Here is a 14214-nt window from a genome sequence, read left to right on the forward strand (position 1 = left end):
GAACTCTTTCATGGGAAAGGTGGAACAGGTTACCAAGAGCAGAGCCTACGGCTGAACCTATCTGCACAGTGGGTCCCTCTCGTCCAGCTGAACCTCCGGAACCTATAGTGAGTGCAGAGGTGGTCGAGCAGGTCAGTAAAGTTCGTTTACGTATTTTCCCGGCTTTCATGGCAACGGCATGCATGACCCGGTGCACACCGTTTTCTTTGACAGCATCAGGGAAAAAGTGGCAGATGATACCGGTAATGATCCCGCCTATCATTGGCATGATTGGCAGCAAGAGAGGGACCACTGAGCCCGTTATTCCAATGACTTCCAATCCATCTGCTGAAAATATATCCCCAAAAAACTCTATCAGTCTGCGAAACAGGGTAGATGCCAAACCTGCAAGAAATCCGATCACGGCTGCCAGCAATAGCAAATTGTGATCTTGCGTTAAGAGGTTCTTGATCCTCTCACGGAGATTTTCAAGCATGGTCTGCATGGGCATTAATATAGTGGGGTATAAAGTTCAACATTATAATGAAATAAGTCATTCAGTTCCAGAGGCTTTGTGTCACAGGATTATAAAAATGGAACGATTTAACAGCTTATGCTATGCTTCGTTCGATTTATTTTTTGAAGAGGATTAGTTAAATAATGGCCGAGAAAAAAGGTGGGGTGATCATAGCTCCTTCAATCCTCGCCGCAGACTTTTCCCGGCTGGGAGATGAGGTCAAGGCGGTAGAGCAGGCTGGAGCCGACTGGATTCATGTTGATGTTATGGATGGGCATTTTGTGCCTAATATCACCATTGGTCCGGCGGTTGTAGAATCTATACGAAAAGTGACAGAACTGCCGCTGGATGTGCATTTGATGATTGAAAATGCCGATAAATATATAGGTGAATTTATTTCAGCTGGTGCGGACATAATTACTGTCCACGTTGAAGCTTGTCCTCATTTAAACCGTACCATTCAGCTGATCAAGGATCAGGATAAAATGTCGGGGGTGGTTCTCAACCCTGCAACTCCGCTTTCCTCTTTAGAAGAAATTTTGCACGAGATTGATATGGTTTTACTCATGTCGGTCAACCCGGGATTTGGGGGGCAAAAGTTTATTCCATCTATTTTGGACAAGATCGAGAACCTGAGTGAGATCACCACGCACTATGAACACCCCATTGCACTTGAGGTAGATGGTGGTATCAACTCTGATAATGCCGCTGATATTGCAGAGGCAGGGGCGAGCGTATTAGTTGCCGGGTCGGCAATTTTTAACGCAAAAGACTATAAAAAGGCGATAGATTCCCTTCGTCAAGGCTGAAAGAGCCCCTGATAACCCGAATAAAGGGCATTTCCCCTTGTAATCACTTATAAAAAAAGGCTAAACTGCAATAACATCACTTAAGAGTTTCTGTAGGTAGATGTCCTGCAAGAGGCCAGAAGCCTATTATCTAATACTGGGAGGATAAGAGTTATGATGGGAATTGGTTTTCCTGAGTTGATGGTCATCTTGATCATCATTATGATTATTTTCGGGGCAGGAAAGCTTCCCGAAATTGGAAGTGCTTTTGGCCGTAGTATTAAAAACTTCAAAACTTCTATGAAAGAAGCGCAAGAAGGTGATGAAGAGGTAGCGGTAGAAGAGGGCGAACAAGCGGCACAGGTCGGGGAAGGTAAGGCCGAGGAAGATATGACCGACGAAGAAAAAGAAGCCGCGATTAGAAAAAAGGCTGAGGAAGAAGGGGAAGCTAAGGATAAAGCTATGAAAGACGCCGCAGATAGTTTTACGGCATCTCTCCCGCGAAAAGGGTCTTACGACTTCAGTAAAGATCAGGAAAAAAGTTAAAAGAGAAAAGCACTGTCTTATTAAAAACCCCGTGCCAACAGGCACGGGGTTTTTTTTATGCGTGGGTAGATAAGAAAACGGCTAGTTTTCGTCGTATTCCCATGGCTCTTTCAGATTATCCATGGTCCAGATAGTCAATCCATCCATATCTTTATAGATGCCACGGGTGAAAAAGTTGAACGGGTCAAAAAACCTCACTCCTTTTTCCGGGTCAATTTCAAAATTCACCTTTTCCTTTTGAATAGGGTGGGCCTTGCATTCGAGAAATTTTTCGCCGTCCACTTCTGAAAGCTTAAAAATTTCTTCTATAATATCAGGAGGATATTGACCTGAGTCGACCACTTCCTTCACTTTTTGCATGACTGCTTCTACTTTTTCCTTATCCAGATGATGCATTTTCATAACGCCAACCTGCCTCACTAATGAATTATTTAAGAATGGGAATTATAGCATCCCTTTGCAGGGGAAGAAGATGAAACTGGAAAGAATCATTCGAAAGTTATTTTTTGTATTTTTGGAGAGTCTTTACTAAGTGCCCCTGACGGCTGGTCAATTTGTCCAATTTAAAAATTGAAATATCTATATTTTGTGGCCAATTATTATTTTTGTGGAATGGATTATTACTCGTTGACCGCACGCCTAGTGCGAGGCGAGGGCGATGATCGCGTCTGGGAAGATACCGAGGTTGATGGTGCCGATTACACCGATAAAGATTACGAACAGGGTCATGGGTGTCAGGGAGACTCTAAACTCTGCTTCCTGCTCCTTCATATACATAAAGACAATGACCTTCAGGTAGTAATACAGGGAGATGGCGCTGTTAAGCACGGCGATGATAACCAGTGTGAGCAACCCTTCCTGAATAGCCGCGCTGAAGATATAAAACTTGGCGACGAATCCCGCAAAAGGTGGCAGCCCACCCAGCGACAGGAGAAATATGGTCATACACAAAGCTATAACGGGATGCTTGTAAGCCAGGCCTGAATAATTTTTGATTTCCAGGTTCTCTTCACCTTTGCGACCCAGAATAATGATGATGCCGAAAATTCCAAAGGTCATGAAAGCATATGCCAGCATATAAAACAGCAGGCTTGAACTGCCGAGAGAGTTTTTGGCTATGACCGCCATCAATATGTATCCCGCATGAGAAATACTGGAAAATGCCAACATTCTTTTGATGTTGGTTTGCATGATGGCACCAAGGTTGCCTACGAACATACTGAGAACGGCTATGATACTGAGAAGCAATTCCCAGGATGGCGACATTTCCGGAAAGGCTTCAGCAAAGACCCGGAAAAAAGCGGCAAATGCCGCGGCTTTTGGTCCTACTGCCATGAAAGCGGTCACTGGAGTCGGCGCACCATGATAGACATCGGGGGCCCACATATGAAAGGGCACAGAAGCTACTTTGAAGCCAAACCCGATAACCAGAAGTACCAGTCCCATCAATAGCAGGGGATTGGCCTGTGCCGATGGGTTCTGTACAAAATCCGCGATTTTAAACAGGTTGGTGGTACCGGTTGAACCATAAACCAGAGTCATTCCATACAGCAAGAAACCGGTTGCAAATGCACCAAGCAGAAAATATTTAAGAGCCGCCTCGTTAGACTTATGGTCTCCACGGCGTATTCCTGCCAGGACGTAAAGGCAGATCGAAACAATTTCGATACCCAGAAATATCATGATCATATCTGTGGATGACGCAAGAAGGATCATTCCAACAGTACAAAACAGGATGAGAGCATAGTATTCTCCTGCACCTATGCCTTCCCGCTCGTTGTATTCTGCGGATAATAGAATTGCCAGTGCAGAACTGATGGTGAATATGCAAATGAAAAATAAAGATAAGTTATCAACGACATAGCTGTCGTTAAAGGAATAAGCAGGAAGCGGACGCTTCGCAAATGCGCTGATGGTCGTCATCAACAGGCCAACAAGGCTGACAAACATCAGGAGAGTTTTGTTTCGTCCCCCCCATAGGTCAACGACCAGTACCATCATGGCGAAGACACTCAGCACGAGCACAGGCGCCAGGGCAATCAGGTCAATTGATTCAGGTGCTAAAATCGGTTCCACTATTTATTCCTTAATAAAAACTTTTTTGGGCATTTGAAGCTTGTGGTTCAAACTGGCCATTTCAGTTTGTGTAATGAGTTGAGCGTGTTCTCCATGGCCGCCACTGTCATGATGATCCTGGGTGGGGCGGAAATTGTCGGGGCTTACTTTTGATACCAGATGATTGACCGACGAATCAAATGTTTTCATGAAGGGTTTAGGATATAAACCTATCCAGAAAATCAAAACGATCAACGGAACAACGGTAAACATTTCCCTGATATTCATATCTTTGAGGTTCTTGTTTTCCGGATTATCCAATTCAAGAAACATGACACGTTGAAACATCCAAAGGATATAACAGGCTGCCAGTATGACCCCTGAAGTGGCACAAGCCGCCCAGACCCCATTGACTTGAAATATTCCAAGTAATACTAGAAATTCCCCAACAAACCCATTCATACCGGGTAACCCGATCGAAGAAAGGGCCACAATCATAAAACAAATTGTGTATTTGGGCATGATTTTAGCCAATCCGCCAAACTCTTTTATCAACCTTGTATGACGTCTGTCATAGATGACACCAACCAGCAGGAAGAGTGCGCTGGTGCTGATTCCATGATTAATATTTTGAATTAAAGCCCCTTGAATTCCATAAGGATTGAGAGCAAATATTCCCAGCATGATGAAACCCAGGTGACTGACACTGGAATAAGCGACCAGTTTTTTCAAATCTTCCTGCACCATTGCTACCAGTGCTCCGTATACGATTCCGATGATCGACAACCAGGCAACCATAGGAACAAATTCGTAAGACGCCTGGGGGAATAAGGGCAGGTTGAAACGCAGGAACCCATAAGTTCCCATTTTAAGCAAGACACCCGCCAGAATGACAGAACCCGCAGTGGGTGCTTCAACGTGGGCGTCTGGCAACCAGGTGTGGAAAGGAAACATGGGTACCTTGATGGCAAAAGCCAGGAAGAAGGCCATCCACAGCCATTTGGAGGCATCGAGGGGGACATCAAGATGTTCGGTGATATAAAGAATATCAGCAGTCCCCACACCTGTAGTCTGCTGGACATGAAAATAAATCCAGATGATGGCCACTAGCATAAGAAGTGAGCCGACAGCGGTGTACAAGAAGAACTTGATAGACGCGTAAATCCGGCGTGGTCCTCCCCAGACTCCAACTATGATGTACATGGGGACCAGTTGGAATTCCCAGAATACGTAAAATAAGAAAAGGTCAAGGGCGATAAAAACACCCAACATGCCTGTTGAAAGAGCAAGCATGGCCATCATATATTCGCGGATATGTTTCTTAACATCCCAGGATGCAATGATGCAGATCATGGTCAGGAAGGTGGTCATCACATAAAGGAGAAGTGAGATACCATCCATCCCAATGTGGTAGTTGATGCCCCATGATTCGATCCATGGAATGTTCAACCCAAACTGCATTTTGTGAGTGGTGTTGTCGAAGTTGGTCCAAAGCAGTAGTGAAAGCAGAAAATCCGCCGCCGCAATAGCAAGAGCGGTTTGCTTTATTGCACCTTCATTTTCCTTCGGCATAAATGCCAGGAACAGTGCCCCGAATAAGGGTAGAAATGTGATGAAAGTTAAAAACATTTAAAACATCACCAATAAAAGACTAATAAACCCGACAACAATAAATAATGCGTAATTACGGACAAAACCGGACTGAAACACCTGTGCCTGGCGGCTGAACCATCCTATTGTGTTGGCGGTGCCATTCACGGTGCCATCAATAGCTTTGGCATCGCATTCCTTCCACAAAAGTTTGGAGCCTTCGACTGTGGGCTGTACGATTGATTCGTCATAAAGTTCGTCCACATAGTATTTGTTTGTAACCAGATCCACACCCCATTGACCTTCCGTGAACTTGTCTGGCAAGTCGGGACGTTTAATGTAAAACATGTAAGCGCCAAATATACCTGAGATGGCAACTGCCAGGGAGAAGAACATCAGCATCAGTTCTATCCACCATTCATGTTCAGCCGGTTCCAACAGGTGTGCCCAGGAAGGCGCATGGCGTCCAACTTCATGAAGCAAGTGTTCAGAGTGCTCCAGTGCATGAGCCAGATCGAAATGAAGAACCGGTTCCAACCAGCTATGTAAAATATGAATATGCCACCAATGATGGAAGGGTATGCCTAATAACCCCCCAACAGTCGCAAGCCCAGCCAGAATTACAAGAGGCATGGTCATTACTTTTGGCGACTCGTGTGGATGGACCGAAGGATCGACACGGGATTCACCATGGAAAGTCATGAAGACCAGTCTGAACATATAAAAAGCTGTCAACAATGCGGCGGAAATTCCCATACCCCAGAATATAATATTGCCATCCATTAAAGAGTGGTAGAGCACCTCATCCTTACTAAAGAAACCCGATAGGGGGAAGATTCCAGCTATCGCCAGAGTTGATACCAGGAAGGTCCAGTAGGTGACAGGCATGTGGCTTTTCAATCCTCCCATCTTACGCATATCCTGTTCACCATGGATTCCATGAATGACACTACCGGAACCCAGAAAGAGACAGGCTTTGAAAAAAGCATGGGTTACGAGATGAAAAATAGCAGCCGTGTATGCACCAACACCGCAAGCGAGAAACATATAACCAATCTGACTGACCGTGGAGTATGCCAGAACGCGTTTGATATCGAACTGGGTCATTCCTATGGTTGCCGCCATCACCGCCGTACCACCACCTATAAACGCAACAACGGTCATGGTTAGAGGTGATAAATTGAATAACGCGTTACAGCGGACAACCATATACACACCAGCCGTTACCATTGTGGCCGCGTGGATCAAGGCACTAACAGGAGTCGGGCCTTCCATAGCATCTGGCAGCCATGTGTAAAGCGGAATCTGTGCAGATTTACCCGTTGCGCCGACAAAGAGCAACATGGTGATGATGGTCACGACTTCTCCACCATAGACCAGTTTCTCAGGAGCCATGTGCATGACATCGGAGAAGTCAATAGTGCCGAAGATATTAAAGATGTACATGACCGCCAATAGAAAGGCGAAGTCACCCACACGGTTTACGATGAAAGCTTTCGTGCCAGCGTCACATGCAGATTTTTTCTCGAAGTAATAGCCAATGAGAAAATAGGAACAACAACCAACACCCTCCCAGCCAATGAACATGAGCAGGAAGTTATTGCCCATAACGAGAAGGAGCATGGCGGAGGCAAACAGGTTGAAGTAAGCGAAGAACCGGTAGTAACTGAACTCTTCATGCATGTAGCCAATAGCATAGACATGGATGATGAAACCAACACCCGTTACAACAAACATCATAACCAGGGTCAGCGGGTCAATCTGGAAACCAAAGTCAACATTGAAATTTCCGGCTCCGAACCAGGTCCATACGACTTGTTCGTATATATGCTGTCCTTCAGGCAGCAGGAGGTAGCCGATATAGATAAGGATTGAGGTAAGAAACGAAAGGGCCATACTGCCACAAGCCACAAGCCCTACAGCATTCTTGCCGATTTTCAGCCCAAAAAATCCATTGATGATGGATCCGATCAATGGAAAAAGAGGAACCAGACAGGTTAATTTTAGCAACATACCTTTTCTACCACTTTAACAGGTTAAACTCATCCAGGTTGACAGTCGGTTTATTCCGATGCAAGGCAATGATAATAGCCAGTCCGACCGAAACTTCGGCAGCGGCCACACACATCACCATAAAACTAAAAATTTGCCCGCTCGAAAGATTCATGAAATGGTCGAACGCGATCAGCGAAATATTCACTGCGTTCAACATGATCTCTATGGACATAAATACAACAATGACGTTCCTGCGAATGAGGACGCCAACAATGCCGATCACGAACAGGGTCGCGCTTAACATCAAGTAATGAGATAAAGGAACAGTATCTTCTAGCATTATCAGTCCAATTTGGTTTTAGCCAGGACAACGGCCCCGACCATCGCCGCAAGTAAAAGTATTGATGCCACTTCGAAAGGTAATACGAAGTCAGTAAACAAGGTTTCACCAACTTCTGCTACCGTGCCAAAACTATCCGGAAGGATAGCCGGTGCGCCCATCTCTGCGCCTAGAATAATATCCGAAATTTTATATAAAATTCCTATTGCAAGCAGCCCGGTTAAAACCGAGAGCAACAAATTTTGTTCTCTTGCTATCCAGCCTTTGTCATCACCCTTTTTCAGGTTCAAGAGCATGATCACGAACATAAATAGAACCATGATCGCACCGGCATAAATGATGATCTGCAAAATGGCAATGAAGTGTGCCTGTTGCAGAACAAAAATTCCTGCAAGGCCCAACATCATTCCGATCAGTGATATGGCAGATCCTACCGGGCTATTGTTAAAAACAACGCCCAGGGCAAGCACTACACAAAGCCCGGCCAGTGGATAAAAAATCAGTAGTTCCATTTAGCGTACATATTTCGGGTGAATTCAATCCGCTTTTGTAAATCAGCAACCGGAGTCAAAAGCTGCTCTTTGGTGTAAAGCATTTTTTTTCTGTCCAGCATGGATATTTCACAATCATCGCTCATAAAAATAGCTTCTTCAGGACAAGCCTCTTCACAATTTCCGCAAAAAATACAAATTGCGTAATCAATGTTGAAAACATCCGGCCATCTTTCATACTGGTTTTGTTTGCCAGTGTTTTGTCCGGGTTCAATGTGTATGCAATAGGCAGGGCAGGCGATTTCGCACAGACCGCAGGCAACACAAGCGGGGTGCCCGTCTTCATTCTGAGCCAGAACAGGTCTTCCCCTGTAAGCAACCGGATACTCAACCTGTTCCTCCGGATAATAAACGGTCATAATCCTTCTATCTTTTTCAGTCCCAAGAAAAAAAGGAATGAATCCAAACAGGTTATGAAAAAAACGTCGGGAAGTGAGCCACATCCCCTTTAATATTTCGGGGATATAAGACTTCTCCCACCATGTCATTTCTGATCTTCTATTTACATAGTAAGCCATGAGCGTACTCCTTTAATTCAGCGCCAGGATGACAAGCCCGGTAACAAGAATATTCGCCAGGGATAAGGGCAGAAGAATTTTCCAGCCCAGCTTCATGATCTGGTCATAACGGAATCGGGGAAGTGTCCACCGAATTATCATTTGCAAATAAATGAAGAAAACCACCTTGGCAAAAAACACGCCTACATGAATTAACATCACGATAAGGTTTGACCCTGTAGTACCGAGAAAGTCAAACCAGGAAAGCAAAGTGGCAGTTGTTAAAAACGGAATATGCCACGCTCCCAAAAATAAAATGGTCATGATCGCACCGATCGTGACCATTTCTACAAATTCGGCCATGAAAAACATTCCGAATTTAAGACCACTATATTCTGTGAAATAACCAGCGACCAATTCCGACTCTGCCTCCGGGGCATCGAAGGGGATACGTTTGTTCTCAGCAATGGATGCTGTCAAAAACATGAAGAAACCAACGGGCTGGAGAAAAATTCCCCACCTCCAGAAATCCTCCTGAATCGCACCAATCTCAGTCAACTTCATCGAGCCATAAACCATCAGGACTCCAATGATGGTAAGACCCATGGTGACTTCGTAGGAAATCATCTGGGAAGCAGTTCGCATGGAACCTAAAAGAGACCAGTTGTTGTTAGAGCTCCAGCCGGCGATTACATAGCCGTATGTTGCTAATGATGCTATTGCGAATACAAATAAAAGTCCGACATCAAGATCAGAAATGACCAGATTAACTTTTGTATCAAACAGGGTGTATTGTCCTCCGAAAGGGACAACCGCAAATGTCAGGAGGGCAGGGACCAGAGCTATGATCGGACTGATAGTATGAAGGACCTTGTTGGCACCTTCAGGAATAAAATCTTCTTTGGTGAACATCTTCAGCGCATCGGCGATGATGTGAAACAGACCCAGTACTGTAAAGCCCATTATGTCTGCACGGTTTGCCCCAATGCGATCTTGCATGAGCGCACTCTGCTTACGTTCCACCCAGGTCAGAACCGGGGCAAAAAAACCAACGGTGACCGCGAAGACGAATAAGATTTTAATCAGCGTAATGATTAAGTCGACCCACATGGTCTTTCCTTAATTCAGCGGCCCTATCAAGGGCTGCCTTTTGTTGATAGGATAATCTTTGCGTAAAGGATGTCCTTTAAACTCTTCGTAAAGTAAAATCCGCCTCAAGTTTGGATGGTTGCGAAATTTGATACCATACATGTCCCAGATTTCACGCTCATACCAGTTTGCTGTTTTCCAGAGAGGCGTTACCGATTCGGTACTGCAGTCTTCCAACGACACAGGAATTTTAACTCTTAAACGATGGTTATATTTTAAGGAGTAGAAATGGTAAACCACTTCAAATCGCTCATCCTTTTTGGAGAGATAGTCCACAGCAGTAATGTCCATTAAAAAATTAAACGCTAACTCCGGATCATCACGCAGGAACTTGAAGAACTCATTACCGCAATCTTTTTTTACAGTGACCGTTTGGTTGTCACGGAAGCTGTGACTGTCTATCACTGAAGAACCGTAATGCTCTTTTATGCGTTCAATAATTTTTTCTTCAGGCATCGTTTTTTTAATTAATAGTTAGACCCAATCAGGTCTTTTAACACTTATTCCCAGTCGAGTCCGCCACGTTTCCAGACATATAAAAGCCCAATCCCAAGAATTAAAATAAACAACAGCATTTCTATGAAACCGAACATGCCCAGTCTTTTAAATAGAACGGCCCAGGGGAAAAAGAAAATAGCTTCGATATCGAATAGAACGAACAAGACGGCAACCAAATAAAACTTGACGGAGAAACGCTGGTGAGGAGAAACCAACTGGCTTTCGCCACATTCAAAAGGTTCCATTTTGTCAGCGAATTCCCTTTTGGGACCCAAGAGGGATGTCATAGCAACCATGCCACAGGCTATTCCCAAGGCCATGAGAAACATGATTGCCGCGCCTATGTATTCTTCAAGCATATGCTTAATTTACCTGAGATTTTTAATGAACGCAGTTAACCGGTGCAGACCTGCTGGTTCATAGCCAGCCAATCTAAAACCTCTCATTATGAGCCGTCTTAAATCCCCAAAAACAAACAGTTAATTGAACTTTGAGCTGGCGATAAAAACACGGTTAAATAGAAGGGCGATAGTAACCAAGCCGGTACATATTGTCAATGAAAAAGCGTTGAATTTTAGAATAATTTGGAGGGGTGGAAGTGTTGCTTTTTAAAAGGGATAGAGAGGGGTTTCAGGGTGAGGGGAATGGGAAAGTGGAAGACGATGAATATTGTGAAAAAGCAAGGTGCGGATAAAAAAAAACGCCTCCAACTTATGTTGGAGGCGTTTTGAATAAAAGCCCGGCCTCGTCCTACTCTCCCACACAGCTGCCCGTGCAGTACCATCGGCGCTGAAAGGCTTAACTTCCGTGTTCGGAATGGGAACGGGTGTGGCCCTTTCGCTATCAAGACCGGAAAAATCCGATATTTTAATGCAATTGAATTAGTCTGAAGTAGTGGGGAAATAAAAAGGTCAAGCCTCACGACTTATTAGTACAGGTTAGCTGAACACATTACTGTGCGTACACATCCTGCCTATCAACCTCGTAGTCTTCAAGGAGTCTTTAGTCTTCCCGAAGGAAGAAGAGATATCTTGTTTTAGGGTTGGCTTCCCGCTTAGATGCTTTCAGCGGTTATCCTTTCCAAACATAGCTACCTGGCAATGCAATTGGCATCACAACCAGCACACTAGAGGTTTGTCCACCCCGGTCCTCTCGTACTAGGAGCAGCTCCCTTCAAATATCTAACACCCACGACGGATAGGGACCGAACTGTCTCACGACGTTCTAAACCCAGCTCGCGTACCGCTTTAATGGGCGAACAGACCAACCCTTGGGACCTGCTTCAGCCCCAGGATGCGGTGAGCCGACATCGAGGTGCCAAACCGCCCCGTCGATATGGACTCTTGGGGGCGATAAGCCTGTTATCCCCGGCGTACCTTTTATCCGTTGAGCGATGGCCCTTCCACATGGAACCACCGGATCACTAAGACCTGCTTTCGCACCTGCTCGACTTGTAAGTCTCGCAGTCAAGCTCTCTTATGCCTTTGCACTCGAAGGCTGGTTTCCAATCAGCCTGAGAGAACCTTCGCGCGCCTCCGTTACATTTTAGGAGGCGACCGCCCCAGTCAAACTACCCGCCTGACATTGTCCCTGACCCGGATTCACGGGATCGAGGTTAGAATAGCAGTGTAATAAGGGTGGTATTTCAAGGATGACTCCACCTCGGCTAGCGCCGAAGCTTCAAAGTCTCCCACCTATCCTACACATACTAAACCGATATTCCATATCAGGTTGTAGTAAAGGTGCACGGGGTCTTTCCGTCCTGTCGCGGGAAACCGGCATCTTCACCGGTATGTCAATTTCACTGAGTCCCTGGTTGAGACAGTGTAGCCATCGTTACGCCATTCGTGCAGGTCGGAACTTACCCGACAAGGAATTTCGCTACCTTAGGACCGTTATAGTTACGGCCGCCGTTTACCGGGGCTTCAATTCAGAGCTTCGTCCGAAGACTAACCCCTCCTTTTAACCTTCCGGCACCGGGCAGGCGTCAGACCCTATACATCGTCTTGCGACTTCGCAGAGTCCTATGTTTTTAGTAAACAGTCGCGGCTACCTGGTCACTGCAACCCCCTTCAGCTCCAGAAGCAAGTTCTTTCACCTAATGGAGGCACTCCTTATCCCTAGGTTACGGAGTCAATTTGCCGAGTTCCTTAACCAGAGTTCTCTCAAGCGCCTTAGTATTCTCTACTCATCCACCTGTGTTGGTTTAGAGTACGGTCGGCCAAACCACTCACTAGAGGTTTTTCTAGGTAGCATGGGATCATCTAGTTCGCTTGTCCCGAAAGAGAAGCTCCACATCACATCTCGGAGTTGAATGGCGGTCCGGATTTGCCAAAACCACCCTCCTACCTGCTTGTACCGGGACATCCAACACCCGGATAGACTACCCTTCTACGTTACCCCATCGCTAATAACGCGATCTGGCCGGTACGGGAATATTAACCCGTTTCCCATCAGCTACGCTTTTCAGCCTCGCCTTAGGGGCCGACTTACCCTGAGAGGATTACCCTTCCTCAGGAAACCTTGGATTTTCGGCGAACAGGTTTCTCACCTGTTTTATCGTTACTCATGCCGTCATACTCACTTCCATACAGTCCACCCGTCCTTACGGTCGAGCTTCAGCCCAGTATGGAACGCTCCTCTACCAGAAGAAACCACCGAAATGGTTTCCAATTCACAGCTTCGGTGCCATGCTTAGCCCCGTTACATTTTCGGCGCAGGTACACTTGATCAGTGAGCTATTACGCTTTCTTTAAAGGATTGCTGCTTCTAAGCCAACCTCCTGATTGTCTGTGTATTCCCACAGCCTTTCCCACTTAGCATGACTTTGGGACCTTAGCTGGTGATCTGGGCTCTTTCCCTTTCGACCATGGACCTTATCACCCATAGTCTGACTCCTGCAGTACCACATATGGAATTCGAAGATTGGTTGGGTTTGGTAACCTGGTGAGGCCCCTAGCCCATCCAGCGCCCTACCTCCATATGCTATTTTATGCAAGGCTAGTCCTAAAACTATTTCGAGGAGAACCAGCTATTGCCGGGTTTGATTGGCCTTTCACCCCTATCCACAGCTCATCCAAAGTCTTTTCAACGACTACTGGTTCGGGCCTTCACGAAGTGTTACCTTCGCTTCACCCTGGCCATGGATAGATCACCCGGCTTCGGGTCTACTCCACTTAACTAATCGCCCTATTAAGACTCGCTTTCGCTACGGCTACACCTAACGGCTTAACCTTGCTAAGTAAAGTAACTCGACGGCTCATTATGCAAAAGGTACGCGGTCACACCTGTCTCCGCCGAAACGGAAATATAGTGCTCCCACTGATTGTAGGCTTACGGTTTCATATTCTATTTCACTCCCCTCACCGGGGTGCTTTTCACCTTTCCCTCACGGTACTAGTCCACTATCGGTCGTCAACAGTATTTAGCCTTAGGAGGTGGTCCTCCCAGATTCCTGCAAGATTTCACGTGTCCCGCAGTACTCGGGTATCTAACCCGGGATGAACATGCCTTTTCGCTCACGGGGCTATCACCCTCTATGGCGAAACTTTCCAGTTTCTTAAGCTAAAACATGTTTTTCTTACATCCCGGCGGATTCGTAGCTCCGCCCGGTTAAAACCCACAACCCCAGATGTACAACGCCCACGAGCTTTAACATACAGTCTGGTTTAGGCTGTTCCCCTTTCGCTCGCCGCTACTCAGAGAATCG

The 14214-nt window shown here is 45.9% G+C and carries 13 protein-coding genes, 1 rRNA gene, 1 pseudogene and 1 other annotated feature (1 of these 16 cut by a window edge); of the genes and pseudogenes, 2 read left to right on the top strand and 13 right to left on the bottom strand.

Annotated features, from left to right (window positions below; genetic code table 11):
* Window positions 1–490, bottom strand: a pseudogene (locus F3741_06130) (chloride channel protein); it reaches 1275 nt to the left of the window's first position.
* 149 nt (window positions 491–639) lie between these two features.
* On the opposite strand from F3741_06130, the gene F3741_06135 reads away from it, so the two are divergent.
* Both F3741_06135 and tatA read left to right on the top strand, forming a co-directional pair.
* Window positions 640–1305, top strand: a complete 666-nt coding sequence (locus F3741_06135; GenBank protein ID MZG30378.1) for a ribulose-phosphate 3-epimerase — start codon at window positions 640–642, stop codon at window positions 1303–1305.
* 153 nt (window positions 1306–1458) lie between these two features.
* A complete protein-coding gene (tatA, locus tag F3741_06140; protein ID MZG30379.1) occupies window positions 1459–1830 on the top strand; it encodes a twin-arginine translocase TatA/TatE family subunit in 372 nt (123 codons plus the stop codon).
* An 81-nt stretch (window positions 1831–1911) separates the two neighbouring features.
* On the opposite strand, the gene F3741_06145 is transcribed toward tatA, so the two are convergent.
* The 12 genes from F3741_06145 to F3741_06200 all read right to left on the bottom strand — a co-directional run bounded on the left by F3741_06145 (window position 1912) and on the right by F3741_06200 (window position 11921).
* Window positions 1912–2232: a hypothetical protein gene (locus F3741_06145; protein ID MZG30380.1), complete on the bottom strand. Its 321-nt coding sequence runs from the start codon at window positions 2230–2232 to the stop codon at window positions 1912–1914.
* A gap of 237 nt (window positions 2233–2469) precedes the next feature.
* Window positions 2470–3906, bottom strand: a complete 1437-nt coding sequence (locus F3741_06150) for an NADH-quinone oxidoreductase subunit N (GenBank protein MZG30381.1) — start codon at window positions 3904–3906, stop codon at window positions 2470–2472.
* A gap of 3 nt (window positions 3907–3909) precedes the next feature.
* Entirely contained in the window at window positions 3910–5514 is a 1605-nt protein-coding gene (locus tag F3741_06155) for an NADH-quinone oxidoreductase subunit M (GenBank protein ID MZG30382.1), read from the bottom strand.
* Window positions 5515–7488 carry an NADH-quinone oxidoreductase subunit L gene (nuoL, locus tag F3741_06160; protein MZG30383.1) on the bottom strand — a complete coding sequence of 658 codons (1974 nt, stop codon included), beginning with the start codon at window positions 7486–7488 and terminating at the stop codon, window positions 5515–5517.
* A 7-nt stretch (window positions 7489–7495) separates the two neighbouring features.
* Window positions 7496–7810, bottom strand: coding sequence for an NADH-quinone oxidoreductase subunit NuoK (gene nuoK / locus F3741_06165; GenBank protein ID MZG30384.1), 315 nt, complete (start codon window positions 7808–7810; stop codon window positions 7496–7498).
* Between the two features lie 2 nt (window positions 7811–7812).
* Entirely contained in the window at window positions 7813–8322 is a 510-nt protein-coding gene (locus F3741_06170; protein MZG30385.1) for an NADH-quinone oxidoreductase subunit J, read from the bottom strand.
* Window positions 8310–8879 (bottom strand): NADH-quinone oxidoreductase subunit I, encoded by a 570-nt coding sequence (locus tag F3741_06175; protein ID MZG30386.1) that lies wholly within the window; start codon window positions 8877–8879, stop codon window positions 8310–8312. Before F3741_06175 ends, F3741_06170 begins: the two co-directional genes overlap by 13 nt.
* Window positions 8880–8891: 12 nt before the next feature.
* Window positions 8892–9968: an NADH-quinone oxidoreductase subunit NuoH gene (nuoH, locus tag F3741_06180; protein ID MZG30387.1), complete on the bottom strand. Its 1077-nt coding sequence runs from the start codon at window positions 9966–9968 to the stop codon at window positions 8892–8894.
* Window positions 9969–9977: 9 nt separating this feature from the next.
* Window positions 9978–10463 (bottom strand): NADH-quinone oxidoreductase subunit C, encoded by a 486-nt coding sequence (locus F3741_06185; protein ID MZG30388.1) that lies wholly within the window; start codon window positions 10461–10463, stop codon window positions 9978–9980.
* Window positions 10464–10507: 44 nt separating this feature from the next.
* Window positions 10508–10864 (bottom strand): NADH-quinone oxidoreductase subunit A, encoded by a 357-nt coding sequence (locus tag F3741_06190; protein MZG30389.1) that lies wholly within the window; start codon window positions 10862–10864, stop codon window positions 10508–10510.
* A gap of 378 nt (window positions 10865–11242) precedes the next feature.
* Window positions 11243–11359: ribosomal RNA gene (rrf, locus tag F3741_06195) — 5S ribosomal RNA — on the bottom strand.
* Window positions 11360–11405: 46 nt separating this feature from the next.
* Window positions 11406–14214 (bottom strand) — a sequence feature (possible 23S ribosomal RNA but does not have good blast hits on one or both of the ends).
* Window positions 11730–11921: a hypothetical protein gene (locus F3741_06200; protein MZG30390.1), complete on the bottom strand. Its 192-nt coding sequence runs from the start codon at window positions 11919–11921 to the stop codon at window positions 11730–11732. It overlaps the preceding feature by 192 nt.

Source organism: Nitrospinota bacterium (genome assembly GCA_009873635.1).
Classification (GTDB): Bacteria; Nitrospinota; Nitrospinia; order Nitrospinales; family VA-1; genus LS-NOB.

Excerpts from the sequence above, each read along its gene's own strand:
- F3741_06155 (MZG30382.1), bottom strand. The coding sequence starts at position 5,514 with ATGTTTTTAACTTTCATCACATTTCTACCCTTATTCGGGGCACTGTTC.
- F3741_06135 (MZG30378.1), top strand. The coding sequence starts at position 640 with ATGGCCGAGAAAAAAGGTGGGGTGATCATAGCTCCTTCAATCCTCGCC.
- F3741_06170 (MZG30385.1), bottom strand. The coding sequence starts at position 8,322 with ATGGAACTACTGATTTTTTATCCACTGGCCGGGCTTTGTGTAGTGCTT.
- nuoH (MZG30387.1), bottom strand. The coding sequence starts at position 9,968 with ATGTGGGTCGACTTAATCATTACGCTGATTAAAATCTTATTCGTCTTC.
- F3741_06145 (MZG30380.1), bottom strand. The coding sequence starts at position 2,232 with ATGAAAATGCATCATCTGGATAAGGAAAAAGTAGAAGCAGTCATGCAA.
- tatA (MZG30379.1), top strand. The coding sequence starts at position 1,459 with ATGATGGGAATTGGTTTTCCTGAGTTGATGGTCATCTTGATCATCATT.
- F3741_06185 (MZG30388.1), bottom strand. The coding sequence starts at position 10,463 with ATGCCTGAAGAAAAAATTATTGAACGCATAAAAGAGCATTACGGTTCT.
- F3741_06190 (MZG30389.1), bottom strand. The coding sequence starts at position 10,864 with ATGCTTGAAGAATACATAGGCGCGGCAATCATGTTTCTCATGGCCTTG.
- F3741_06175 (MZG30386.1), bottom strand. The coding sequence starts at position 8,879 with ATGGCTTACTATGTAAATAGAAGATCAGAAATGACATGGTGGGAGAAG.
- nuoL (MZG30383.1), bottom strand. The coding sequence starts at position 7,488 with ATGTTGCTAAAATTAACCTGTCTGGTTCCTCTTTTTCCATTGATCGGA.
- nuoK (MZG30384.1), bottom strand. The coding sequence starts at position 7,810 with ATGCTAGAAGATACTGTTCCTTTATCTCATTACTTGATGTTAAGCGCG.